Source organism: Pseudoalteromonas sp. P1-26, assembly GCF_001401795.1.
Classification (GTDB): domain Bacteria; phylum Pseudomonadota; class Gammaproteobacteria; order Enterobacterales; family Alteromonadaceae; genus Pseudoalteromonas.
On sequence record NZ_LKDX01000001.1, the window covers coordinates 216,589 to 242,945 of the forward strand.

The window sequence follows — 26,357 nt, forward strand, 5'->3', positions numbered from 1 at the left end:
ACTATTCTCATTCTATCTGTGTATGAAAATAAGTGCTAGACCAGATAAGCCAGCAACCAGCAAGATTATGCCGCGAATAGCCTTTTCATTGAGGTTATTGTTGATCACAAACGACAAGCCCCAACCAATTAAAATAGCGGGTAAACAGAAAAAGAACAGCTTTACATCGGCCATATCGGCAGAACCTGTCAGCATTAATACAATAATGCCAAACAGGTTTATAAATACAAAAAAGGCACTCAGGTTTGCTTTAATTTTGTCTTTATCTTCAGCTTGATAGAGTAACCCCATTGGCGCGCCACCGGCTGACGTTGTGGTACCTAAAAAGCCCGACGACATTGACGCGAGTAAGCTTGTAATGGTGGAAATTTTCGGTTTCATACCTATGATAGACAACGCTACCACCACCAAAATACTCACTCCGAGCAAGAGTTGATACTGCTTCGCATTGACATACCACATCACCACAGCAGCAAGGATAACTCCCACTGCACCACCAATAATGGAAATGCCTGTTTGTTTCATGTCTATCGCGCCGCGGTGTTTAATCATTAACACCGACGTTAAAAACAGCGCATTCAGAATCATTGGCCCAGGCACCAGCTCTGGCATAAGCCAGTAAAGCACAGGCACACATAGCATGCCTAGACCAAAGCCAATAACACTTTGCAGGCAAGCGCCAATAATCAGAATTAAATAAACAAGTACAAAGTCGGTCAAACTTTCTTACCACCTTCCTAAGTATGAGCTCTGTTGATTCTATAACCCATATTTTATTATTATAGTATCATTTGAATTATGTAAAAATTTTTATTGCAAGCTAGTTATTTTACGATTGTTTCGCAAAATTATGTCCAACCTGCATCCACTATCAATGATTGTGCTGTCATCATTCGGCTGTCATCAGCGGCCAAAAACAATGCCGCGTTTACCACATGGTCTGGTTGAATTGTTTCGTTAATACACTGACTTAAACGAACATCTTCAATCATTTCTGGGGTTAGCCAATGAGTGATTTGGCGCTCTGTCATCACCCAACCCGGAACCAGTGAATTCACACGAATATTGTCTTTACCATATGAAGCAGCTAATGAACGGGTTAAACCTTCAATCCCTGCTTTTGCGGTTGTATAGGCTGGCATACCTGTTTGCTTAATACGCCAGCTTACCGACCCCATATTGATAATGCTACCACCACCTAAACGCTGCATCTGTTCAACCACAGCTTGCGATGAAAAGAAACATGGGCGTAAGTTAACGGCAAACTTATCTTCCCAATATTTCACATCCATATTTTCAGCAGCATGACGGGTGTCATCGGCTGCGTTATTAATTAACACACCAATGTCACCCTGTTGTTGACGCGTTTGCTCAATGGCCGCTTTTAAGGCTTCAACGTCACGGATATCACAATGGATAAACTGCGGATCAAACTCATATTTACCCGCTAATTTAGCGCATAACGCATCGCTTTGCTCAGTTGCAATATCAACAAAGGTGACTTTCGCGCCCTGCTCGCAGAACCGCGTTACCATTACTTCACCAATTCCCGATGCACCACCAGTAATAAACACACTCTTACCAGCAAGGCTTGGGTAAACTGTTTTTAGCTCGTTCGAATTTGGCATGATAACCTTTTGTTTTAAAGTAATTACAACGTCAAAAAGTGATACTTATTGAGCCGCTTCTTTATCAGCGATTTCTTTTTCAATAAACGCCATTGCTTCATCAATCATATACGTCATCATGTTTTTAGCACGCTCAGGGTCACCGCTCGCAATCGCGTTATACACTTTAAAGTGCTCTTCAGCGATAGCCTTTTTATTGCCCTTAGCAGGTGTAGTATGTTGAATACTCACATGTAATGCGGTGCGAATAAAATCACGCAATTGATAGAAAAAACGGTTACCACTGGCATGTAAAATTGCTGTGTGGAAGGCAAGATCTGGCTCATGCATTACGCCTTCTGGCTCTTCTGCAGCCGCTTGCATTTTATCGAGTGCCATTTTAATTTCTGCAATGGCTGCTTGGTCGCCTTTTCTTGCTGCAAGAGCTGCTGCTTGTGGCTCAATCGCCAAGCGCACTTGTAGAAATTCTTTAAGTACGTAAAGTGATGGGCTGCTTTCCAACAACCATTTTAATACGCTTGTGTCGTATAAGTTCCAGTTCTCCGCCGACTCAACACGAATACCTTGTCGTGGACGAGAAGAAATCAGTCCTTTTGCAGCAAGCATTTTCACTGCTTCACGAACAGCTGTGCGGCTAATACCATACACTTCACAAAGTTGTGCTTCGGTTGGTAGCCCCGTTTCAGTGTTATAATCACCAACAATAATTGCTTTACCAAGCTCATTGGTAACTTGTTGTGATAGGTTTAAATTTTCTAAACGCGCCATGTGTGTTCCTCAAAAGATCTGAGTAATATGATACATCTATAAAGCTATTCCGTCATCCTGGAAATAATTGATTAAAATCAATAACAAGCAAAAAACAACCTAATACAAGTGTCTATATTTCGAACAACATAGTCACCATTTCACCTACAGACTGTCACCTTATTTTAACAAATCTCTTTCACTTACCTTATTTATAATATAATATTTTTATTCAACAACTAAAAAAGCAAAATTCTCTTTCAAAATTAGGTGGAACACACGATGGTCGAACTAAGTACCTTAGACTGGGCAGTGCTAGCAGGATTTTTTGTCCTGTTACTAGGCGTTGTCGTGATGTCTATGCGACAAAAAGAAGAAGACACCGCTGATTACTTTTTAGCGGGTCGTAATGCAAGTTGGTTAGTGATTGGTGCCTCTATTTTCGCATCAAACATTGGCTCGGAACATTTGGTGGGCCTTTCAGGTTCAGGTGCACAATCGGGTATGGCACTAGCTCACTGGGAGATGCAATCGTGGATCATTCTACTACTCGGTTGGATTTTCGTGCCTTTCTATTGGAGTAGTAAAGTCTACACCATGCCTGAATTCTTAGAGCGCCGCTTTAACTCTAAATCACGTACCTTCTTATCTGTTATCTCATTGATTAGTTATGTACTAACCAAGGTTGCGGTAACGGTTTATGCCGGCGGCATCGCATTTAAAACAATCTTAGGTATTGAGAGCATTTGGGGCATCGATTTCTTCTGGATTTCAGCTATTGGCCTAGTCGTTATCACCGGTATTTATACGGTACTTGGCGGTATGAAAGCCATTATGTGGACCTCGGTGTTGCAGACCCCTGTACTCATTATTGGCTCCTTAGTCATATTAGTTGTTGGTCTAGATAAAGTAGGTGGCTGGGCAGAAGTTGAGCGTATCAACGATGCTAATATGCACCTTATTCGTAGCGCTTCAGATGCTGAATTCCCTTGGCCTGGCATTGTATTTGGTTCATTCATTATTGGTTTTTGGTATTGGTGTACCGACCAATACATCGTACAACGTGTTTTATCTGCAAAAGGTATTAAAGAAGCCCGTCGCGGTACCATGTTCGCCGGTTACTTAAAATTACTTCCTGTATTTATCTTCTTAGTACCAGGCATGATTGCATACGCATTGAATGTTAAAGGTATTATTAGCTATGAAAGTGCTGACCAAGCTTTCCCAACTCTCGTTGCTGAGCTATTACCAGCCGGCGTAAAGGGGATTGTAATCGGTGGTTTAGTAGCGGCTCTTATGAGCTCTTTAGCATCATTATTTAACTCATCAGCAACCTTATTTACCATTGATTTCTATAAGAAATTCAAACCTGAATCATCTGAGAAGCACCTTCTGAAAGTAGGCCGTATTGCCACTATCGTGATTGTTGTATTAGGTCTTCTGTGGATACCCGTCATGAGCTTAATTGCCGATGTGCTTTATGAATATCTGCAAAGTGTGCAGTCTCTTATTGCACCGGGAATTGCAGCAGTATTTTTACTCGGTTTATGTAGTAAACGCATCACTCCAACAGCGGGTTTTGTGGGCTTAGTATCAGGTTTTGTGCTTGGTATGATCCGCTTAGTGTTACTGCCATTTAAAGATGATTTAACAGGTTCATCATTTGCGTGGATCACCACAATGAACTGGTTATATTACTGTATTCTGCTATTTGTTGTGGTCGTTGCGATTATGATTGTGGTGAGTATTTTCACCAAACAAGCAGACGAAGAACAATTGAAAGGTCTTACTTTCTCAAGCCTAGATAAAGCAACTATGAAAGAAGTAGCGGCCGGCTTAGATAAGTGGGATTACATTCATACCGCGGGTATTATTGGTATTACTGCCTTTATTTACTACCGCTTCTGGTAATCGTTCGTTCCCAAAGTTGTAGGGCGCCAATTGGCGCCCTTTTTTAATCAGCGAGTTCTGGTGAAAACACTGGAAAACCGTTCTTATCCCACGTAATAATGCGTGCTCGCGCATGGCGATTTGGGTCTGTAAGCGGTGTGCCTTTCAGCTCTTTATAGTCACGACTGTGATAAATCATTAAATCGGTTACACCATCTTCAGCTTTTACAAAACTGTTGTGCCCAGGGCCAAAGCGACCTAGCTCAGCATTGGTGGTGAACACCGGCTCAGCCTTTTTATGCCAACTAGCAGGATCAAGCAAATCAGCATTCACATCTGCCCATAGCAAGCCCATCGCATATCGATGATCGGTGGCACTGGCTGAATAAGTGACAAATATTTTATCGCCGTGGGTGATGACTGCAGCACCTTCATTCACCTTGTAGCCTTGCACTTCCCAATCAAGGGTTGGCTCAGTAATCGCGATAATGGGTTCTTTAATTGATGTTGGTGAGTCCATTTCAGCTAACCATAAAGCTGAGTTATAAGTTGCAGGCTGGTTCTGCTGCGCCCAAATCATGTAACGCTTACCCTTGTGCGTAAAACTTGTGGCATCAAGCGAAAAACTATCAAGGTGACTAATTACTTGCCCCATTTCTTGCCACTCACCTTGCATCGGATTAGCACTGTCGTTTTTAAGTGCATACATGCGAATACTGAACGGCTTTTCGATATCACCTGCGGCGAAGTAGATATACCAACTGCCATCTATCTGATGTAGCTCAGGGGCCCAAATATTGACACTCATTGGGCCTTTATCGCGCTTTTGCCAAATAACCTTCGGCTCAGCTAATTTTAAATCGTTTAAACGACAAGCTTGGCGCAGCTCAATTTCATCAAATTTCGGCGAACTACCTATAAACGTGTAACAGCCACTTTTATCATCACGAACTAACCAAGGATCAGCCCGTTTGAGTACAATGGGGTTATCAATTGGCGCTAAAGTCTTGCTACTATTAGCATCAGCAAGGGCTGACAATGACGAGGCGCTTAACGCACTAAGAAGCGTTAGCCGAGATAATTTTTTGAGCATAATGTGTCCTGTATTTCGTCTCGATTTTATTGTTAATATTGTATTACATATTATATAGTAGCTGAATGAACACAAGAGTTAAAACAACAAAAGGTATTCAAGCATGAGACCCGTAAGTAAGGTGACACACGCAATGAAGTGGCTTTCAACAGGGCTACTTTTTTCTGCCGCAGCCGTATCTGCAAAGCAAGTTGAAGTACATGATCCGGTAATGACCAAAGAAGGCGACACGTACTATGTATTTAGCACAGGCCCTGGTATTACCTATTATGAATCTAAAGATTTAACCAACTGGAAACTCACAGGCCGCGTTTTTAAAGATGAGCCGAGTTGGGCAAAGCGTATTTCACCAAGTTTTGATGGCCACTTATGGGCACCTGATGTGTATGAGAAAAATGGTAAGTTTTACCTTTATTACTCAGTCTCTGCATTCGGCAAAAACACTTCGGCAATTGGTGTAACGGTTAATGAAACACTTGACCCATCATCACCTGATTACAAGTGGATTGACTACGGCATAGTGGTTGAATCAGTGCCTGAACGTGACGATTGGAACGCTATCGACCCTGCAATAATCGAAGATGACAATGGCACACCGTGGATGAGCTTTGGTTCGTTCTGGGGTGGTCTTAAACTAGTAAAACTTGATGATGACATGGTGCGCTTAGCAAAACCTGAAAAGTGGCATCACATTGCGAGTCGCCCAAACACGGAACATGGCCCGATTGAAGCACCTTATATCTTTAAAAAGAATGACTATTACTACCTATTTGTTTCGTTTGATAAATGCTGCCGTGGCGTAGAGAGTACTTATAACGTACGCGTAGGTCGCAGCAAAAACATCGAAGGCCCATACTTAGATCAACAAGGTCGCTCTATGGTTGATGGCGGTGGCAGTTTAGTTATTGAAGGTAATAAAGACTGGGCAGCTCTTGGTCATAACGCTGCGTACACCTTTGATGGCAAAGACTATTTAGTATTACACGCCTACGAAACAGCCGATAACGGCGTGCAAAAACTACGTATTTTACCTATGAGTTGGAAAAACGATTGGCCGGTTGTTAACCCAGCCGACCTAAATAAGCTTAAAACCAAGCTTAAGAAGTAATTATCCAACACACAAAAAAACCTGCAAAATTGCAGGTTTTTTATTTGCTTTAATGACCTAGTTTGAGGTTGAAAGTAGGTGTTATTAACTAAAATCAACCAAGGTAATATCAACGAGCATGGGGCTTTGGCAGCCTTGCTGATGCTTTTCTTCAATAAATGCGCTGTACACATCACGTGCAAGATGCGCAGGTATTAGCACCTCAAAGCGGCTGCCTTTATTCATTAGTTGCAATGCTTCTTGTAAGCCCACTATCGCCTCTGCAATTTCGTACTCTACAGCAGCACCTTGCTTGCGAGTATCGAATAACACTCGACCATTTTTAAGGGTAACTCGTTGATGCACAGTCACTGTGGCATCCCAACTAGGTTTATCCCCCTGACCTTGCTCAATCACTCGATAACCAAGTCCTGTCGGGGTTTGGTAAAAACAGTGTTGCTCTGCGCTGTTATCTAAAAGCGACGGTAAAACATGCTCTTTAGCCGTCGCAAACACATTGTTGCTTAACATAGCCAACTCTTTATTGTGCGTTGATTAAACGAATACCATAGATACCACCGGCAACAGAATCTTTGTCGGCAGCAAAACGTAAGGTAAGCGTTTTCGACTTTTTCATTGCTTCTGTTAATGGGTAATCAATGGTGTAGAACTCATCCATCGGTTTACCTACAGGCAAACTAACTGCAGCTAATTGCTCTCCATTTAAATTAATAGAGAAATGACGATCTACATCGCCAATAAAATAGCGAACACGCAAAGCAACCGCTTTTTGTTCTGGGTTACTAAGCTGATACTCAAACCAACCTGTCGCATCGCGCCAGTGATGACCATTATTAACACCTGCACGGGTTCCCTCACCTTTAAAATCGTGTTCGACTTCAGGTTGTTGTTCACCCGGTGTAATTTGATCAACGGTTAATAAACGAAGTTCCTCTTTCGCTTGCTCAGCCGCTTTTGCATCGGCAACAAATTGCGTGAACTCTGCTTCGCTTTGCTGAGGCCAATACACTTGATAGCGACTATCGTGTAAGCGGAAGAACGGAATTAGCTCTGTGCTCTTAGTGTTATCGATACCTTGCTTGGCAATCGCCACATTTTTATCGGCGATAAATGCGAGCTTTTGGCCCGGTTTACGAGTGAGATCGGCAATAAATTGTTCTGGCTCACTCAGCATGATTGGAAGAGCCTCTGGCGGACAAGTTGGCCCAGCGGCGATGTGGCCCATGCGGCTATTGTCAGCAACAAAGTTAAGCTGCTCATTTGCAAATGCTTGTACTTTGGTAGCCATTACAACAGGCCCATACATCACAGAGTAATAATGCTGACCATCAGGTAGCTGCTCAGTATAAAGCTTAGGACTAAGTTCAAAGGCAAGCTTATCACCGCTTTGCCAAGCATGGCTGATACTGTAGTAACCGTCTTTTTCGGTTGCGCTTACAGCTTGTCCATTTAAAGTAAAGCTCAGCTCACCTTGCTGCCAAGACGGTTTACGAATATGAATCACCGACTCAGAGCTTTGCCCCTCAGACAAACGATTCACGGTCAGTGAGACCTTGTTATCATCTGGGAACTGGCTTTCTTGCGTGATTTGCAAACCCTGCTGTTGCCAGTTTAACGTGCTAGGAATAAACAAGTTTACCCATAGCTCTTTACCGGTATTGCTATAAATCAGCTCACCATATTTGCTGTGATTCTCAATACCTGAGCCTACACAACACCACATTGAATCTTGCACTGACGAATACATACGGTAATGCCCAGGGCGCATTGAGGTAAAGTAAACAAGACCGCCATGCTCTGGGTGTTGTGACGATAAAATATGGTTATATGTGGCGCGCTCATAATAGTCTAAATAACGCGTATCACCGGTTTTTAAAAATAATAACTTACTAAGTTTCATCATGTTGTAAGTGTTGCAGGTTTCTGGGCCTTCAACATCTTCAACCATTGGCGTGAAGTCACTTTTATCATGAAAATGCTCACGTACCGAGTTACCACCAATTGATACTGAGCGCTCTTGGCTGACTGTTTTCCAGAAAAAGTCAGCACCTTTCTGCCATGCTTTATCATCGCTGGCATTTGCTACTTTCAACATGCCAATAATTTTTGGAATTTGCGTATTTGCATGCAGGCCAGTTAACTTATCTTCTTTGTGTAATAAGGGTTCAATAATGATGTTATGAGAGAACTGACGGGCTAGTTTTAAGTAACGCTCATCGTCACTAATAAAGTACATATCAGCAAACACATCATTTAAGCCACCATGCTCTGAATACAGCATTTGTTGAACTTGTTCATCAGTTAGCTTAGCAGTGGTCGCTAAGAACCATTCACCTAACTTAAATAGCATTTGTTTGGCTTTATCACTGCCAGCAACGTCGTATGCATCACGCAAGCCATGGAAGATTTTATCGATGTTATAAAGAGGCACCCAGCGGTCATTTAAGCTGAATAAATCGGCTTTGATTTCACCTTTTTCAATCTGCTGCCACATTTCATCGCCATTTGGGATACCGCCTAAGTAACCACCAGTGGCTTGCTGGGCGCGATCCAGCTCGCTTAGCATATAATCTAAACGCTGCTTTAATTCTTCGTCACCTGTGGCTGCCCACGCAAGGCTTAAGGCTGAAAGATAATGACCGCCAATATGGCCATCAAGGCCAGTACTTTCCCAGTTGCCATAGTTAGGCGCTTTTGGCTCAAGACCTGCTTCACGCAGATAAGGAGCAAGCAGCTGATCAGGATGAAGAGCTAATAAATAACGCACATTCGTTTGCTGCGCATGTAAAAACGGGCTGGCGCTTAAACTTACTTGATTTAGGGCAAATAAATGTTGTTCGCTGGTATGTTCAGCATGCTCCACTGAAGCGGCTTGTTTACTTTCTGTTGGCATTTCACTGCAACCGCTAACAGTTAATATTGCAGCGCAAACGCTTGCTAAATAGCTAACCTTGAATGTGTTCATACTGTTGTCTCCCAGCGAATTATTATTTTAAAGAGCAAAGCGCACACACTTATTTAGTGTGTGCGTTTAAAGAGTGGTTATTTTGGTAGGCGCTTATGAATAACCATATCCGTATAGTACTCATCGGTAATTTTGTATTTTTTCAAAATCAGACCTAGTAAGGCGTGGAAAACACCCGGAATGATAGTTAGCATCAGTGCTAAGCCCATAAGGGTAAATTCAGTTTGCTCAACGTTAGGCTTGTACTCAAAAAATGCCAGTAATAAACCACCCGCTAAGCCCGCTAAACCGCCCCCGGCTTTTTGGCAGAATGAAATACCACCAAATGATAGACCCGATGCACGAACGCCGTCTTTAATTTCACCGTAATCAACGGCTTCAGCAATTGCAGACCAGAACACTGGCGCATGTAAATCAACCACAAATGACAAAATGATATAAAGCACAAACGCCGTCATCACATCGCCAGGCTGCACTACAAAGTACATTAGTAATGAAATAAATAGCACTGCAATTTGTGATTGACGGAATAGCTTCATTTTACAGTAGCGCTGGGTGATCCACGTACTTGCCACCATTGAGACAATAGATGCTGCAATACCTGCACTGGTAAAGGCACCTGCTAAATCTGGTACACCTAAGTAATAGGTTGCGTAATACATAGCAACACTGCCACGAATCGCATAGCCAAGCGTACCAAGCACACATGCTGCACACAGTAGTAACCATTGGTCGTTTTTAATAAGTACTTTTAATTGCGTAAGTACGCCTTCGGTTTGTGGCTCATGGGTAATACGTTCGCGAGTAGTAAAGAAGCAAAACAAAAATAGTGCTACGGCACATGCCGATACCAATGCCATTGCCAGTTTATAACCATACGACAAGCTGCCATCTCCCCAATATGAGGCAAGTAGCGGCACTGAAAATACGATCACTACATTGGCAATCTTAGCGAAGAACATACGGTAGCCATTGGCTGACAAACGCTCTTTAGGATCGGCAGTTAATACACCAATGTAAGAGATATAAGGAATAGCAACACCGGTAAACATCAAGGTCGCAAACAAGTAAGTGGCATAAGCCCACGCTAACTTCATGTTGTAGTCGAAATCAGGCGTGGTAAATAACAGTACGACCGACAAACCATATGGAACAGATAAAAATAAGAACCAGTGACGGAACTGACCCCAACGGGTTTTCACTTTGTCGGTGATCACCCCCATTAATGGATCGGTAAAGGCATCAACAAAACGCGCCACTAAGAACAACACACCCATATCAACCGGATCAAGCCCGTAGATATCGGTGTAAAAGAAAGACATAAAATAGAATAACGCTGCAACCATGACATTTACTGCCATGTCGCCGGCGCCAAAGCCGACCTTTTCTACAACGGATAACTTTTGAGATTCCATACAACAACACCCTAATTGGTCAATAATGAGCCGCCGCTCACTATTTCAAGCAATGCTAAAAAGCTTTCAACATTGCGTATCAAATAAATTTATAGCCCTAGATATTACACAGCTTGGCCATTGCGTTCGTTATTTTTGTAAATTTAATGCTAATCTAATTAATAGTATTATCATACTTATTAAATCGCAACTCTTTTCGACCGATGGTTTGGTTTATAAAAACCAATAAAAAACCCCAGCAGAGCCGGGGTTTTTAGGTCTATAAAAGAAATTTAGAAAGAATAACGTGCACCTAGTGCGAATGTACGTGAGTAGATACCGTTACCAAAGTTAAATAGGTTGTCGTTACCTTCACCGTAGTAGCTCTGATATACGTCATCTAGGATGTTCGTTGCATCAAAAGTAACCACTAAATCATCATTCACATTGTAGCTAAATTGGAAGTCTAAGCTTTGCTCTGGACGATTCCAGAATTGAATCGGGTTAGCAAAGATTGCCGCTTCGTTACCTGTGTAGAACTCAGAACGCCATACATATGATAAACGCATGTCGAATGAATCACGCTCGTAGATACCTACGATGCTGTACGATTCATCAGAAACACCTGCCATTTGTGAATCAACATAACCAGAAATTTCACCTAACTCATTGAATTCAGGTGTATCTTGCTCTGAGTCAAGCATGGTGTAGCTTGCTTGCACACCAAAGCCGTTTAAGTACTCTGGTAAGTTTTCTGGGAAGTAAACTAAACCAACTTCTAAACCAGACAGTTCACCGTTTGAAGCATTCACTGGTGCACTTAATACATATGGGCGTGTTACGCCATCATCGCCTTCGCGCACAACTTGCTTACGACCCGCAACAACTAAGCCTTCTATTTCACGCTTAAAGTAAGCCGCGTAAAGTGAGCTTGTATCTGCGAAGTACCATTCAAGTGATACATCATAGTTCTTTGATTCTGTTGGTTTAAGCTCTGGGTTACCACCATTACCTGTACCGTATGTAGCACCTTCTGTTAAAGGATCGTACCAGTATTGCAGCGCGTTTAAGTCAGCAAAGTTAGGCATACGTAATGTTTCTGTGTACGCTACACGGCCCACTACATCATCAGTGATGTTCCAGTTAAGTACTAAGCTTGGTAGTAATGCGCTGCTATCAGCACTTGCTGAGCTTTCTTCAAATACATTTGAGTTCATGCCGCCAGACTCAGCAACAAAGTCCATATCTTGCTCGTAGCTTACATAACGTAAACCAAACTCACCGCTAATATCTTCCGTTAAGAAGAAGTTAGTTGTGGCATATAGCGCGTATGAGTTTTCTTCGATATCAAATGTTTTGTATACATCTTCAGCCTCAAGGCCATATACGCTACGAACAGCATCGCCGTTATCAAGCATGTAGCCACCGTCAGCAGTTACAAAGCTGTCGAATACGTCAGCACGGCCATCGAAATAATCATCAACTTGGAACACAATACCAGAACCATCACCTGCTGCACCCGCTGCTGCTAGCTGCTCAATTAAGCTAGCCACAGATGTGTTTGCAATACCAGTATCTTGACCACGTGTGTACTCTTGCGCAGTTCGTTTTTCGTAGCGACCACCGAATTTCACTTTATCAAAATAAGTACCACCAATTAGGTATTCAGCATCAAATGTGAATGTTAGTGCATCGCCGGCATTACCACCGCCATTGTCATAAATAGTACCTGCATTCCAGTTTTCGATAGCAGCCATATCTGCTTCGTTTACCGCTGTGTTTGGATCATCCCAAAACGCGATGCCTGGTACGCCGTCTTTATCATTAAAATCAACGTCAAGACCCGTCGCTACACGATCAAAACGCATTGCGAAGAAATCTGTTTCGTACTCACTGTCTTGGTAAACAACTTCTGTATTAATGGTTAGGTAATCGCTTGCTAGCCACTCTGCACCTAGCGCATATAAGTAGCTATCTGTTTTACCATATGAAAAGTCACCACTTTGGAAACCGCCAGCGCCAATCGCTTGCTTTTCTTTAACTACGTTAGTGCCATCAAACACAGTTGGTGTTTCAATGAAGCCGTTACCGTTTTCAAACGTATTTGAGAACCACATCGCGTTTTGCGATTCGTTTTCGTAACCTGTGTAGAAACCTTCAGCTGTGATTTCTAGGGTTTCATCTGGTGCCCACTGTAAAGATACAGACGCTGCCGGGCGCTTACGAAGACCGGTGAATGAAGTACCAAAAATAGCATCACGTGCTAATAGGTATTCAGTTGGCTCACCATTTACGTCTAAAGTAGAACCAGCCGCAGTAGGTAGACCTAACTCAGTACCTTGAGTCCAGAATTCATTTGGAACACGTGAATACGGTGAGTAGTTGTACTGTGGTTTATCAGTAAAGAATGGGAATGCAGCACCCGCTGTGATGGTGTCATCGCGGTAATGTGTTTCAGCATAAGAAATATTGAAAAGTGCACCAAATTCACCAGCGCCGTCGATTTCCCAACGGTTAGAGAGTAATGCACTAATATTTGGATCAACTTCATCTGGTTGATCTGAGTAAATCGCACGTGCCGCTAAAACAACTTTTTCACCTTCGAAGTTGAAAGGACGGTGAGTTTTAATATCAATCGCACCTGCGATACCGCGTTCGATTTGGTCCGCCGAACGGGTTTTATAAACTGTTACGCCTGAAAGTAAACTTGCAGGAATGTCTTGCAGCGCCACATCACGACCCGCACCTGTAAAGATAGCGCGACCATTAACTGTGGTATTAACATCAGTAAGACCACGGATTGAAACCGCGCTTACTTCACCAGCACCACGGCCTGTTGTTTGTACACCTGTCACACGTTGTAGTGCTTCAACCACGTTGTTATCAGGGAATTTACCAATATCTTCAGCAACAATTGCATCCACGATTTGAACGCTTGCACGTTTTTCATCTAACGCTTTGTTTAAACTGCCGCGAATACCTGATACTTGAATAACTTCCATCTCATCGACGTTATTCTCAGGAGTGTTTGGTGCTTCCTCCTGTGCAAAAGCAAATTGACAGGTAAATGCCATAACTACAGCACTGGCTATGTGTGTTCTTTTAAACATAAGCGGTGTTCTCCAAATTATAGTTATATCGGTCCGCTGAACTTTCCCCATTCAGTTACCGAAGAGTGACCACTGCATTGTGCATCGTGTGTTGTCAAAACGGTGCGCGAGTGTGTCTATATTTTTATGTTAATACATTGCTGCCTGAACTTTAATCATATTGTATGATTATTTAACAGTCAACTCAAAAAGCCAAATTAAAATAACTGCCATTATGTTTACAAAAAACGTTGCAATTATAACATGTTACAAACTCAAAGCATGCTGCGTTTTTGTTTTGGGAATTCATTAAGACCCATTATTATCAGCCACTTAGCGATTATTCGTTTGCTTGTTTTAATTTGTCTTTCACTCATCCAGAGCAACAAAAAAGGCTAACAAGTTATTTACCCAGCGTATTTTGATGCTACTATGATTAAAATACAATAATACAATATAGAGTTATTTTTTGCTGCACTTTTACTGGTTTGTTTCGATGTAAACAATCAGTTACTCAGTATAATCAGGCATACACAGTGTATTATCTGGTCACTTAGAGCGAGTTCTGGGTAGAAAAAGCTGCAGTTCAAACAACAATTATTAGTTACTAAGGACACTCATGAAGAAATTGAAAGCGTTGGCGCTACCATTACTTTTTTCGAGCAGCTTAGCTGTTGCACAAAACCCATTATTCACCGATGTATTTACTGCAGACCCTGCTGCACTTGTTCACAATGACACCGTATACCTTTATACAGGCCATGATGAAGCACCTAATAATGATGTGTTTTTTGAAATGCATGACTGGTTAGCCTTTTCATCAACAGATATGGTGAACTGGAAAAAGCACGGCCCAATCATGAAAGCAACAGACTTTAAATGGGCTAAAGGCGAAGCATGGGCTTCACACATGATTGAGCGTGATGGCACTTTCTACTTCTTTACAACCGTTCGTCACAACGACACAAAACCAGGTTTTGCAATTGGTGTTGCAACTTCTAAATCACCAACAGGTCCATTTAAAGATGCAATTGGTCACGCACTGGTTACCGATGATATGACCAAACATACGCCAAATGATTGGGACGACATCGACCCTGCTATTTATACAGAAGAAAACGGCGATACTTACATGTTCTTTGGTAACTTAATGCCAAAATACGTAAAGCTAAGCGACGATTTACTGTCTCTTGATGGTGAAATTAAAACGCTAGACTTACCAAACTTTACCGAAGCGTTATGGGTTCATAAGAAAAACGACAACTACTATGTATCGTACGCATGTGAGTTCCCTGAGAAGATCTGTTATGCCATGAGCAAAAGCATTCATGGCCCGTGGGAATATAAAGGTATCTTGAATGAGATCGCAGGTAACAGCGAAACCAACCACCAATCAATCATCGAATACAAAGGTAAAGACTACTTTATTTACCATACTGGTGCCGTACCACCAATTGATGGCAAACCAAGTGGCGGGCGTTTTCGCCGTTCAGTGGCGATTGAGCCGCTTTATTACAACGAAGATGGCACACTTAAACGTATTATCATGACCACTGAAGGTCTAAGTAAACAAGACAAGTAATCTCAAAAAGGGCTCTTTAAGAGCCCTTTTTAGTGCTCAAATGTAATACAAATAAACAAATTTACCGGGAAATCCTCACTTTCAGATAAGCAAAAAACTTCTCTAATAGAGCAAAAACAGCGAAAAAAACGCCAAAACTGGCAACTTGAAAAAATTAAAATCACGCTGTACATATTGTAAACACTGACACTTCGTGTTTACATATCAATTACCTTTGCAAAAGTATTTGCACATTTTAAATCGTACTATAAAATTACAATACTACGTTCTTATTAGTTTGATATAGGCACGCGGCAATTTTATTGACAACAATCGAATAAAAAAATGAATCCCAGTTTCAAGAGGACACATAAAATGAAATTAAATAAATTAGCCATGGTCATAGCCTGCTCTTTGGCTGTTACAGGTTGTGGCAAAGAAGATGGTACTAAGCTTGACACAGCACCAGCGGTTGCCGACCCGCAAAGTGCGAAACCGACAGTAAGCAGCAGTGTTGAATACACTGAATCAGGTAGCGTAATGGTTACCAATGTAAGCGTGCACGATCCTTCTGTCGTTAAAGTTGACGACACTTATTATATTTTTGGTTCACACCTTGCTGCCGCTAAATCAACAGATCTCTTGAACTGGGAAATGATTTCTTCGCCTTCTGTTTTAAGAATAGACGGACAAGATGTATTACAAGTTAATGAAAGTCCGTTATTTGATTACAATTACTTAGAAGAAATTGCCGAAGGCGTTGAGTGGACCGATGGTTACCCAAGCAACTGGGCTGCCGATGTAATTCAATCACCAAATGGTAAGTTTTGGTTTTACTATAATAGCTGCGGACAAGACAATACCAACACAGCCGACATAACCAATGATCAAGTTTGTTGGGACCGCGGTTATTTAGGATTAGCTGAAGCTGACAATATCGAAGGTCCGTATACAAACAAAGGTATTTTCCTGCGCAGCGGTTATCGTACAGAAGCGGAGTTTGCTGCATATCCACTTGATAATGGCCAAACGACTTATGATGGTGGCATAGATCCAAATGTCATCGATCCGGCTGCATTCTATGACACAGACGGCAAACTTTGGATGGTTTACGGTTCTCATCATGGTGGTATTTTTATTCTGGCTATGGACGAAGAAACAGGTATGCCAGAAGCCGGTCAAGGTTATGGAAAACACCTTCTTGGTGGCGCCGGGCGCTTCATTGAAGGCGCTTTCGTAATGTACAGCCCAGAAAGTGAATATTACTACTTATTTTATTCTACGGGTGGCCTTGACTTAAACGGCGGTTACAACATCCGCGTTGCTCGTTCTAAAACACCAGATGGCCCTTACCTAGATAACGCAGGTAACGACATTGCGACAGTAGGCGGCTTAGAAGTTGGTGAAAAACTAATGGGTGGCTTTGAGTACACGCAAGAACTTGGCGAAACAGCACCTGCATGGGGTTATCAATCACCAGGTCATAACTCTGCTTACTACGATGAAGCAACTGGTCGTCACTTGTTAATCACGCATACGCGTTTTCCACAAACGTCTACTGAGTTTCCTGAAAATACTGAAGCACACCAAGTTCGTGTACATGAAATGTTTATTAACTCATTAGGTTGGCCTATGGCTTCACCACAGCGCTATGTACCGCTTGAAGGCAATAACATGGTGGTTGCTGATGAACTTTACGGTTATTACAAATTTATCAGTCATGGCACTGATGTAAATACAGATGCGATTCGTTCAATGCATATTGCACTAAACGAAGATCACTCAGTAACCGGTGATGATCCAGGTATCTGGTACATGATTGATGACTCAAATATTAAACTTGAGTTAGATTCTGGTACTTACTTTGGCGTGGCTAAATGGCAATGGGATGATGCAACTAAAGCAATGGCTGTAACTGTATCAGCTACATCAAGCGAAGGCGCTACCATTTGGGCAAGTAAACGTGATGAAATTACGGATACTGCAAACGTGCTGGGCACTGTTCAAGAAGCGCTAGATATTAAAACTGAATTATCAATTGCTGACGAAGGCTACTCATTACCAACCAAAGGTAAAGATGGTGCTGTAATTAACTGGGAAAGTAGTGATGAATACTACATCACCAGTGAAGGATCAGTATTTATTCCAACGCCAGATCGCGGTGATAAAGCAGTTACTTTAACTGCTAATATCTCTTTAAACGGCGAGAGCATCACTAAGACATTTAATGTAAATCTAGAAGCACGCCCAGAATTTAAAAATGCGATTGCACACTATGCATTTGAAGAATCACTCAGTGATGGCTTAGGTAACCTAGATGATGCGGGTGTAACAGATAACAACCTATTAAATGTAGGTGCCGGTACAGCTGCATACGCAGAGGGTCAAACAGGCAAAGCATTTAACTTTGATGGTGCAACGGGTGTTCGCTTACCTGATGAGTTAGTAACGGGTGATGAGTACACTATTTCGTATTGGTTTAAGCCAACAGTGCTAACAGATTTCTCTCCAACACTTTTTGCTGCAGCATCAGATGCGCGTTGGATGAGCTTGATCCCAGGTAGTACACACTTTACAACAACACCGATGCTTTGGAGCCGTTATTTAGCTGATGATGGTGCTGAAATGTGGAACCAAATCATTTCTGACTCTCCAGCAGTGATGGATTGGAATCATATTGCCATCACTTATGCTAATGGTACTGCAACACTTTATCGTGATGGTGTGCGTGCAGGTTCGATGCCTCGCCCCGATTTCTTTAGTGAACAAACAGGTAACTTTGCCCTTGGTGTGAACTACGGCTGGGACTTACCTTTCCAAGGTCAAATTGATGAGTTCATCGTCTATGACTACGCACTAAACGGCCTAGACATTAATGGTGCGGCTATCAATAACCTGACAGATCCGACTGAATTTGAGAGCTTCATTACTGATGCGCTTGATTTAGGTGATGTATCGGCAGTACGTGAAAGCTTTGAGTTACCGCGTGTAGGCCCATTTGTATCTGGTATTAGCTGGACGTCAAACAACGAAGAGTACTTAAAACCGGTTAATGGCACAGCTGTTGTGACACAACCTAGCGCCTCTGCTGGCGACCAAGTAGTGACATTAACTGCAACTATTAACTACAAAGACTTTACTGATACTAAGTCATTCGATGTAACCTTAAAATCACTTGCACCTGCTGAATACAGCTTCGAAGGTGACTTAAGTGCATTAAACGGCACATATGCAGCGGGTAAACCAACGGGTGGTTTTATCAACAACACTGGTGGTAACGTAACTTTTGTTGACGGTATCATGGGTCAAGCAGTATTCCTTGAAGGTTCAGGTGTTCGTTTACCGGATAACCTAATCACAACTAATGACTACTCTGTGTCTATGTGGTTAAAACCTGAAACCTTCACTGATTACACTACAGCGTTCTTCGCAGGTGCTAGTGCAGGCTCTTGGTTAAGTTATGTGCCATCTATGGCAGGTACAGGCCTAACTCGTTTATGGGCAAATAACGGTGCCTTCTTCGATAATGCAGAACTAGATAGCCGTATTCCAGCAAAAGAATGGACACATGTTGCATTCACTGTTGATGGTACGAACGGTGATGTGTTGAAGATGTATGTTAACGGTGAATTACAGCTAGAAACCGATGGCTTCCCGCGTGTATTCACGGTTCCTGGTGAAACAAATGAGTTTGCACTCGGTGTTAACTACTGGGATACACCTTATAACGGTGCTATCGATGAACTGAAAATTTTCAACGGTGCGATTAGCGCTGAAGAAGTAAAAGCACTCTTTGATGCAGCTGCTGCACAAGAGTAACAAAGTGAGGTGAGCTGCCTCACCTCAACTATTTGTTGTCTGGAAAGGCCGGGTGAAAACCCGGCTTTTTTCTAAAGCTTTAGTACCCCTTGCCGATACATACATATCATTCACTTTCATCGCTCTCATTATGGCTATTAACTCATTAGCAAGTGCGTTAACTATCTCAAACGCAGATACAGCAGTCAGTAATACCAACTCAAAAGTAGGCTACAAACTCAGCAGCCAAGAGATGAACAAACTCTCTGGTCGTGAAGTAGAGCCCGCTCAAAAAGAAGAAGTATCTAGCGAACTCCCCGCACATATTCGCAAAATGGTTGAGCAACTCGAAAAGCTCAAAGAACAACTCGAACTTGCCAAAGAGCAATTAGCCAAACTGCAAGCGCTCAAAAACCAAGAAGATGAAGCTGTAAAAGTGCAAGTTGAAACGCAGACCAAGATGGTTATGGAAATTCAAACGCAAATAATGACTCTTAGCCAATCAATTAGCGATGCGCTAAAAGAAGCAGGCATCAGCGACCCTGGAGTGCTAATGAGTGTCTTGGTATAAAACTTTAGAATTTAGGCTTTAAACAGAATTGATTACGCCCATTCTCTTTGGCTTCATACAGGTTTTCGTCAGCCTTTAAGAAAAGTCTCTTCCAATCTCTTGGAGATTCCGGAACAGTCACCCCACCAATTGAAATAGTTAAGTGACCACTCGGTGAGTCTTCATGGGGTATATGCTCTTCGTGCAATAAGTCTATTATTCGTTTTGCCACCAACTTACAGCCATCATAGTTAGTGTGTGGAAGGACTATGGCAAACTCCTCACCACCCCAACGTGAAATAAAATCAGTGTCGCGTGCTAATGCTCTTTTGACTGTGTTAGTAACTGATACAAGCGCTGCATCACCTGCCAAATGGCCATAACGGTCGTTATATTTTTTAAAATAATCAATATCCAGTAATAACACAGAGACTTCGGGTGACTCATGTCTTGCACTCAATTGATTCATCACCACTTCTAAATAGCGTCGATTAAAAACTTTAGTTAGCGAGTCAATCATTGAGGCTTCTTTATGTTGCTCAAGCAAAGCATTGTATTTCAGCTCTTTTTCAACACGTTTTTGCAGTGTTACTGCACTGTAGGGTTTAGCAATAAAATCATTGCATCCCGCGTCCCAAAATTTATATTCAAAGCTTGTATAATTTTCGCCAGTTAACATGATTATGGGGGTATGCTCAAACACAGGAACACTGCGAATTCTCTGACACAGATCAATCCCATCCATACCAGGCAATCGGTAATCTAGTAAAAAAAGTGAGGCTTTTAAATCACCTAATAGCTCTAACAATTGCTCGGCTGATGAGAAGCGCCTGAGATTGTACTTAGGTGATAGCACTTTGTTGATAACAGTAAAATCAAGATCACTGTCTTCAACCAAAACAACATTGCTTTCAAGTGTTGCTTGATTCAGATCCTTTTCAGCTTTTTTTCGTAATAAATTAAGCGAACTATCCATATAAAGTTTACCCTTATTGGTTCACCGTTGAGGGTAGTTTGCATTATCGGGATTTTCAAGTTACGACAAATAGCAAGGCTTCCAACCTATGAATAATGACTTTTAGGTTTGGACTTTGCCTTCCCGGCTATAGCCAACTTTCCCCTTTCTAACTTATCTCATAAAACCCCAAAAAGGGTCCGAAATCCAGTAACTATGCGGGCTCTGAATTATCGAGCACGCAAATACGAAACTTCCTTAGCAGTAAAAATAAGTGCTATTTAGGGTCATTGTCGTTACATTTAGCAGCTGTTAAAACGAATTAATTTGCTCAATAAATCAACAACATAAACTTAACAATTTAATCTACATCGCCACTTTACGAACTCAGTTGCAAAGATCGCTCAAATAAAAGACAGCACTTAAATCCCGCTAAAAAGCCTTCCCTAGCACTTTTTCAGTATAGAAATTAACCAACTCATTCGTATTATGAATTCACCCTATGAACGAAGTGAGGGCGTCTTATGCGTCAAATTTTATTACTTTCTGTAAATGGATTTACGCTACAAAAACTGTTTTTACTGGCATCGTTATTGGTGTGCTTTTTCACCTCAGCTGAAGAAACAAGCCCTATTTCAACAGCGAGAGCATGGTTAACCTTGGTTGATTCTGGAGAATACCACGAGAGCTGGCAGCAAGCTGATCAGGTTTTTCAAAACACCACACCCAAAGCTCGCTGGCAAACAGCCTTAACTCAAATACGCGTTCCTTTAGGCCGAGTTATGTCTCGCACCTATTTTGGCACAGCAAAATATGACTCATTACCCGGCCTGCCAAATGGTGAGTATTTAGTGGTCAAGTTTCAAACCGAGTTTATGAATAAAGAGGCAGTAGTTGAAACGCTCAGCCTAAGCAAAGCCGCCGATGGCTGGCATCCATTAGGTTATCTGATCGATTAGTTTAGAGCAGCGCAAAGCGCCCTTGAGTTTTGTGCTGTAAGATTTATCGACAGTTAAAATGCTTATCTGCGGGAAAATAAACCGCACAATTGATGAATAGTATTTATTGTTCGTCGCCGAAACATAAAAACATTTCAAGACGAATTCAATAAACAACAAGTAAATGGAATTGCTATGAGAAAAATGCTCTTATTGATCACTTTTTTACGCTGCTTTTGTGCAAACGCTGAAGAACTCGAAGTTATTCATCGCGCTAAAAGCTGGCTTACACTAATCGACAACGGTCAGTATCAGCAAAGTTGGCAGCAAGCAGATTCATTATTTAAACAAGCGATGCCACAAAGCAACTGGAGTAAAGCGTTAAAACAAGTTCGGGTACCGCTTGGCAAGGTGATTTTACGTAAGAATTTAAGCCTGATGAATTATGACTCTTTACCCGGAACACCTGATGGTGAATACGTGATCATTCAGTTTCAAAGCCAATTTATGAATAAAGAGCAGGCCATTGAAACAATTAGTCTCAGCAAAAGTAGTGGCCAGTGGCAACCTATCGGTTATTTTATTAATTAGGGGTTATATTTAGGCTCTAGGTTCTAGGCTCTAGGTTCTAGGCTCTAGGTTCTAGGCTCTAGGTTCTAGGTTCTAGGTTCTAGGTTCTAGGATTGCATTGTAGAACGGCTTTAGCCGTGAAGATTATGTGATGGACAAAATTCGGCACTAAAGTACCTCCTACGTGGGGTTTTGTATGCAATGTAGGGCATGAAAAGGTGTAGATGGATTATGTTGGGTTTCGCTCAAACCAACCTACCCGAAGAATGAACAGGCAAGTAATGTGGTAGGCATCACGCTTGCTTGGCAAGTCATGAAATCAACACCCTACGAGCAGACTGACATATCACCAACATACCCCACCGCCCGGCTAAAAACTGACAGCTGAAGGCTGACAACTCCCAAGACATCGCGCGAAATAAATTTCACGCCTACAACAACACATGGGGTGTTGTATGCAATGTAGGGCATGAAAAGGTTTTGATGGATTATGTTGGGTTTCGCTTCGCTCAAACCAAGCCTCCCAAAGAATAAGCAGGCAAGTAATGTCGTAGGCGTCACGCTTGCTTGTCGAGTCATGAAATCAACCCCCTACGAGCAGACAAGCATATCACCAACATACCCCACCGCTCAGCTAAAAACTGACAGCTGAAAGCTCCCAAAACAACGCGCGAAATAAATTTCACGTTTACAACAACACGTGGGCTTTATATGCAATGTAAAGGCATGAAAAGGTTTAGATGGATTATGTTGGGTTTCGCCTCACTCAAACCAACATACCCCACCGCTCGGCTAAAAACTGACAGCTGAAAGCTGAAGGCTGACCACAAAAAAAGCCACTCATAAATGAAGTGGCTTTGGTTGAGTCGATTTTTTACTTATAACTTAATTTGGTTCACGCAGATGGAATACTTGGCACTTGTTACCTAAATCAGGTTGTTGTGCGAAGTTAGTGTTTTCAGCTAAACCACAGTTACTTAAACCAAGCGCTTGTTTTGTGTAGCGGTTGATAAGCATCACACCACCACCCTCTACTGGAGCAATGCGCCACTGTGCTGTTTTCGCTGCACAAGAAGCCATCTCTACGTTGGCACCTGGTACTAAGGCGTTATCAGCTACCGCAGCACAGAACTCGCTGTCAGCGCTTTGTTTAAGGCTTACATAGCCTGTATCAGTTGGTGTGAAGAACCATTGCTGTGCATCTTTATGCGTGTAAGCTTGTTGCTCAACATTGGTACCCGCTTTAACCGTATCTGCTACGCTAAGTGCTTTACCACTTTGTTGGCTTAATACTACAACACTGCCCATAGGGCGTAATTGCCAATCACCACACGCTGTTGCGTCACTTTGCTGTAAAACCGCTTGGTTTTGTGCAGCAGAACAACCAGCAACCGCTAATGGTTTGCCTGTGTAACGGTTAGTAATAGATACATTACCATCTGTGCTTGGTGCTACTTTCCATTGCTGGCAGAAGTTATTACGCCATGCTGCAGATTGTACTTTAGCATTATCTGCGTCATTACAGCTTTCAAGCTCTAAGAACTTGCTGTCTTCACGATTAGCTAAACGAACAAAACCATCTGTTGTTGCATCAATAACCCATTGACCATTGGTGCTTGCACACTGACGTTGCACAGCACGTGCATCTTGTGGATCAGCTGCGATGTCTAAACATAAGCCGCTAGTTGCATTCACTAATTGGTAGCGCTGACCTTGTACTCGCGTTACCAGTGGACCGTATTCACCTGATGGCGGTGCTACTTCAACGCCTGGTGTTAATGGTTTACCAAAGCTTGGCGTGCCATCGTCGTTCCAAGTAAATTTTTGCGCACGTAATGAACGAGTCGCACTACAACCGTGCTCTACCGAATCATTACCGTGATAAACTAACCAGTCTTCTGTACCGTCTGGCGATGTGAAAAAGCCGTTGTGACCAGGCCCAAACACTTCTTCTGTACGCTCAAATACTGGCTTGTCGTATTTTTTCCAGCTGCTCGCTTTAAGTGGGTCGTCACCAACAAGCTCAAGCATACCTAGTTTGTAATCTGGGGTATTACAGAAGCTCGCTGAGTACGTCATAAACGTACGACCATTGTGCTGTAAAATTTCAGCACCTTCAGTTACTTTACGACCACTGATCTCCCAATCTAGCTCAGGACGCGTGATCACTGTATGCGGTGAGTTCTCTTTCAGTGTCCACGGATCTTCCATTTCAGCGATAATGTTTAATTGCTGATCGCCTTGCCATTGTGAGTAAATCACATATAGCTTGTCTTTGTATGTTAAGTAGTTACCGTCGATGTTCCATACGTTAGGCATTAATGCGCCCTTGTATTCGTATGGACCCATAGGATCGTCACCAGCACTTTCTAATACGTTTAAGTGTTGGTTATCTAAAGTGCCATCAGTACCAGCTGTGTACATCATGTACCAACGGTAGCCGTTTGGTCCTTTTAGGCGGTGGAACTCAAACGCCCAGAAGTTACAACAACGCTCAGGGTTTGAATCAGACCAAACATTGACAGGTGTTGCATCAGCAAGGCCAGCTAGTGTTGGTGATTTACGCATCACTAACTCAGATGTCCATGTTGTTGTGGTTAGGTAATAGTTACCATCCCAATACTCAAGCCATGGATCGGCGCCATTAGGAAAAAGTGGGTTGGTAAAAATACCATTATCTTGGATTGGCGCTTTTTCTGTGGCTGCCACGTCAGTTTTCTTAGCTGTGTTGTCTTCAGCTGTAGTCTGACAACCAGTCAGTGCACCAAACGACAAGGCAAATACGCTGGCTAAGCCAGCCTTTTGCATTGCGCTTTTAAGCTTTGTTGTTTTCACGATTGTGTTCCTTTATTTTGTACCAAATTCGTACACGATGCGTGTTGAATACACGTCACCCGGTAATAATGTTGTGCTTGGGAACGTTGGCTGATTTGGTGCATCAGGGAAATGCTGTGGCTCTAAACAAAAACCACTTCTGAAATTATGCACTAAGCCAGACGCTTGCACAGTACTACCGTCTAAGAAGTTACCTGAGTAAAACTGTACAGCAGGCTCTTCTGTGTAAACTGTTAACGTACGGCCAGAATTTGCTTCGTAAACCGTCGCTGCTTCAATAAGTTCATTGCTTGGCGTGTCTTTAAGCACAAAGTTATGGTCATAACCTTTACCAAGTTTCAGTTGTTCGTTGCTAGCTTTGATATCTTGACCGATTGCTTTAGCTGTACGGAAGTCAAACGGTGTGCCAGCCACATCCATCAACTCACCAGTTGGGATCAAGCCGCCATCCACAGGGGTAATTGCTTTTGAGTTAATTTGCATTTGGTGATCAAGAATGTCGCCTTTACCCGCTAGGTTGAAGTAGCTGTGTTGCGTCATATTGATGATGGTAGGCTTGCTTGTTGTAGCAATAAACTGCATATCTAACGTGTTGTTGTTCGTTAGCGTGTAAGTTACTTCAGTCGTCACTTCACCCGGGTAGCCTTGGTCGCCATCAGGGCTCACTAAGCTTAAGGTAACACCAGCACTGTTTTGCGTCGTGAACGGTGTCATGTTCCACACTTTTTTATCGAAACCTTGCACACCACCATGTAAGTGGTTGTCACCATCGTTAGTTGCTAATTGGTATTCAGTGCCATTTAACGTGAATTTACCGTTTGCGATACGGTTACCAAAACGACCGATGATTGCACCGTAGTAAGTTGTCGCTTTTGTGTATGCTTCTAGGTTATCTAAACCCAGTACAATATTACCCATTTCGCCTTTTGCATCAGGTGTTTCAATACGCGTAATAATGCCGCCATAGTTGATTACATCAACGCTAATACCATTGCTGTTAGTCAGCGTTACTTGATTAACCGGCGTTTGATCAGCCAGTACGCCATAGGCCGTCATTGATGCTGAAGGGGAAGTAGTCATATTGTCTCCTTGATGAGCACAAGCTGGTGTAAGGGCAATCCCACATGTCACCAACAATGCATAAAGCCCGCGCGACTTTTTCGTGTTCGAACTGGCTGTTTGATGAGTTGTTTTTAAACCTTGGAAAACACATTGCAATGACATATGAATAACCTT

At 42.4% G+C, this 26,357-nt stretch carries 18 protein-coding genes; 7 read left to right on the plus strand and 11 right to left on the minus strand.

The features are described from left to right. Positions 1 to 12 precede the first annotated feature (12 nt). The 3 genes from AN394_RS01010 to AN394_RS01020 form a co-directional block, all read right to left on the minus strand. Positions 13 to 720, minus strand: a complete 708-nt coding sequence (locus AN394_RS01010) for a sulfite exporter TauE/SafE family protein (RefSeq protein WP_055020595.1) — start codon at positions 718 to 720, stop codon at positions 13 to 15. A 128-nt stretch (positions 721 to 848) separates the two neighbouring features. Beyond that, complete coding sequence (locus AN394_RS01015) at positions 849 to 1,628, minus strand: SDR family NAD(P)-dependent oxidoreductase (protein ID WP_054562977.1); 780 nt, start codon at positions 1,626 to 1,628, stop codon at positions 849 to 851. A gap of 45 nt (positions 1,629 to 1,673) precedes the next feature. Then, a complete protein-coding gene (locus AN394_RS01020; protein ID WP_054552285.1) occupies positions 1,674 to 2,396 on the minus strand; it encodes a FadR/GntR family transcriptional regulator in 723 nt (240 codons plus the stop codon). 261 nt (positions 2,397 to 2,657) lie between these two features. On the opposite strand from AN394_RS01020, the gene AN394_RS01025 reads away from it, so the two are divergent. Further along, entirely contained in the window at positions 2,658 to 4,286 is a 1,629-nt protein-coding gene (locus tag AN394_RS01025) for a sodium:solute symporter (protein WP_055020596.1), read from the plus strand. Between the two features lie 43 nt (positions 4,287 to 4,329). Here AN394_RS01025 and AN394_RS01030 read toward each other — a convergent pair whose 3' ends face one another. Further along, positions 4,330 to 5,358 (minus strand): family 43 glycosylhydrolase, encoded by a 1,029-nt coding sequence (locus AN394_RS01030; protein ID WP_055020597.1) that lies wholly within the window; start codon positions 5,356 to 5,358, stop codon positions 4,330 to 4,332. A gap of 133 nt (positions 5,359 to 5,491) precedes the next feature. Here AN394_RS01030 and AN394_RS01035 point away from each other — a divergent pair, with 133 nt between their 5' ends. Beyond that, positions 5,492 to 6,466, plus strand: coding sequence for an arabinan endo-1,5-alpha-L-arabinosidase (locus AN394_RS01035; RefSeq protein WP_235576230.1), 975 nt, complete (start codon positions 5,492 to 5,494; stop codon positions 6,464 to 6,466). Between the two features lie 84 nt (positions 6,467 to 6,550). On the opposite strand, the gene AN394_RS01040 is transcribed toward AN394_RS01035, so the two are convergent. The 4 genes from AN394_RS01040 to AN394_RS01060 form a co-directional block, all read right to left on the minus strand. Beyond that, positions 6,551 to 6,976, minus strand: coding sequence for an FKBP-type peptidyl-prolyl cis-trans isomerase (locus AN394_RS01040; protein ID WP_055020599.1), 426 nt, complete (start codon positions 6,974 to 6,976; stop codon positions 6,551 to 6,553). A 10-nt stretch (positions 6,977 to 6,986) separates the two neighbouring features. Then, a complete protein-coding gene (locus AN394_RS01045; RefSeq protein WP_055020600.1) occupies positions 6,987 to 9,431 on the minus strand; it encodes a glycoside hydrolase family 127 protein in 2,445 nt (814 codons plus the stop codon). Between the two features lie 77 nt (positions 9,432 to 9,508). Beyond that, positions 9,509 to 10,846, minus strand: coding sequence for an MFS transporter (locus AN394_RS01050; protein ID WP_054562984.1), 1,338 nt, complete (start codon positions 10,844 to 10,846; stop codon positions 9,509 to 9,511). Positions 10,847 to 11,118: 272 nt separating this feature from the next. Continuing rightward, complete coding sequence (locus AN394_RS01060; protein ID WP_054562985.1) at positions 11,119 to 13,935, minus strand: TonB-dependent receptor; 2,817 nt, start codon at positions 13,933 to 13,935, stop codon at positions 11,119 to 11,121. Positions 13,936 to 14,533: 598 nt separating this feature from the next. Between AN394_RS01060 and AN394_RS01065 the strand changes: the two genes are divergently transcribed. From AN394_RS01065 to AN394_RS01075, 3 genes are all read left to right on the plus strand, one after another. Beyond that, complete coding sequence (locus AN394_RS01065; protein ID WP_054562986.1) at positions 14,534 to 15,496, plus strand: glycoside hydrolase family 43 protein; 963 nt, start codon at positions 14,534 to 14,536, stop codon at positions 15,494 to 15,496. A 354-nt stretch (positions 15,497 to 15,850) separates the two neighbouring features. Continuing rightward, on the plus strand, positions 15,851 to 19,294 hold the full coding sequence (locus AN394_RS01070; RefSeq protein ID WP_055020602.1) for a LamG-like jellyroll fold domain-containing protein: 3,444 nt from the start codon (positions 15,851 to 15,853) through the stop codon (positions 19,292 to 19,294). Between the two features lie 52 nt (positions 19,295 to 19,346). Beyond that, on the plus strand, positions 19,347 to 19,844 hold the full coding sequence (locus tag AN394_RS01075; RefSeq protein ID WP_235575496.1) for a hypothetical protein: 498 nt from the start codon (positions 19,347 to 19,349) through the stop codon (positions 19,842 to 19,844). Positions 19,845 to 19,848: 4 nt separating this feature from the next. Here the strand turns inward: AN394_RS01075 and AN394_RS01080 are convergent, their stop codons facing one another. Continuing rightward, entirely contained in the window at positions 19,849 to 20,799 is a 951-nt protein-coding gene (locus AN394_RS01080; RefSeq protein WP_054562989.1) for a diguanylate cyclase, read from the minus strand. Positions 20,800 to 21,302: 503 nt separating this feature from the next. Here AN394_RS01080 and AN394_RS01085 point away from each other — a divergent pair. Beyond that, on the plus strand, positions 21,303 to 21,737 hold the full coding sequence (locus AN394_RS01085) for a DUF4019 domain-containing protein (protein ID WP_055020603.1): 435 nt from the start codon (positions 21,303 to 21,305) through the stop codon (positions 21,735 to 21,737). A gap of 174 nt (positions 21,738 to 21,911) precedes the next feature. Further along, entirely contained in the window at positions 21,912 to 22,307 is a 396-nt protein-coding gene (locus AN394_RS01090) for a DUF4019 domain-containing protein (RefSeq protein WP_054562991.1), read from the plus strand. Between the two features lie 864 nt (positions 22,308 to 23,171). Here AN394_RS01090 and AN394_RS01095 read toward each other — a convergent pair. Then, positions 23,172 to 25,121 (minus strand): RICIN domain-containing protein, encoded by a 1,950-nt coding sequence (locus tag AN394_RS01095; protein WP_235576231.1) that lies wholly within the window; start codon positions 25,119 to 25,121, stop codon positions 23,172 to 23,174. Positions 25,122 to 25,133: 12 nt separating this feature from the next. Then, positions 25,134 to 26,345, minus strand: coding sequence for an aldose epimerase family protein (locus AN394_RS01100; protein WP_054562993.1), 1,212 nt, complete (start codon positions 26,343 to 26,345; stop codon positions 25,134 to 25,136). Positions 26,346 to 26,357 lie beyond the last annotated feature (12 nt).

What these genes read in the sequence shown, in the direction of transcription:
- AN394_RS01015 (WP_054562977.1), bottom strand. Translation starts at nt 1,628, where the DNA reads ATGCCAAATTCGAACGAGCTAAAAACAGTTTACCCAAGCCTTGCTGGT.
- AN394_RS01020 (WP_054552285.1), bottom strand. Translation starts at nt 2,396, where the DNA reads ATGGCGCGTTTAGAAAATTTAAACCTATCACAACAAGTTACCAATGAG.
- AN394_RS01025 (WP_055020596.1), top strand. Translation starts at nt 2,658, where the DNA reads ATGGTCGAACTAAGTACCTTAGACTGGGCAGTGCTAGCAGGATTTTTT.
- AN394_RS01030 (WP_055020597.1), bottom strand. Translation starts at nt 5,358, where the DNA reads ATGCTCAAAAAATTATCTCGGCTAACGCTTCTTAGTGCGTTAAGCGCC.
- AN394_RS01035 (WP_235576230.1), top strand. Translation starts at nt 5,492, where the DNA reads ATGAAGTGGCTTTCAACAGGGCTACTTTTTTCTGCCGCAGCCGTATCT.
- AN394_RS01040 (WP_055020599.1), bottom strand. Translation starts at nt 6,976, where the DNA reads ATGTTAAGCAACAATGTGTTTGCGACGGCTAAAGAGCATGTTTTACCG.
- AN394_RS01045 (WP_055020600.1), bottom strand. Translation starts at nt 9,431, where the DNA reads ATGAACACATTCAAGGTTAGCTATTTAGCAAGCGTTTGCGCTGCAATA.
- AN394_RS01050 (WP_054562984.1), bottom strand. Translation starts at nt 10,846, where the DNA reads ATGGAATCTCAAAAGTTATCCGTTGTAGAAAAGGTCGGCTTTGGCGCC.
- AN394_RS01060 (WP_054562985.1), bottom strand. Translation starts at nt 13,935, where the DNA reads ATGTTTAAAAGAACACACATAGCCAGTGCTGTAGTTATGGCATTTACC.
- AN394_RS01065 (WP_054562986.1), top strand. Translation starts at nt 14,534, where the DNA reads ATGAAGAAATTGAAAGCGTTGGCGCTACCATTACTTTTTTCGAGCAGC.
- AN394_RS01070 (WP_055020602.1), top strand. Translation starts at nt 15,851, where the DNA reads ATGAAATTAAATAAATTAGCCATGGTCATAGCCTGCTCTTTGGCTGTT.
- AN394_RS01080 (WP_054562989.1), bottom strand. Translation starts at nt 20,799, where the DNA reads ATGGATAGTTCGCTTAATTTATTACGAAAAAAAGCTGAAAAGGATCTG.
- AN394_RS01085 (WP_055020603.1), top strand. Translation starts at nt 21,303, where the DNA reads ATGCGTCAAATTTTATTACTTTCTGTAAATGGATTTACGCTACAAAAA.
- AN394_RS01090 (WP_054562991.1), top strand. Translation starts at nt 21,912, where the DNA reads ATGAGAAAAATGCTCTTATTGATCACTTTTTTACGCTGCTTTTGTGCA.
- AN394_RS01100 (WP_054562993.1), bottom strand. Translation starts at nt 26,345, where the DNA reads ATGTCATTGCAATGTGTTTTCCAAGGTTTAAAAACAACTCATCAAACA.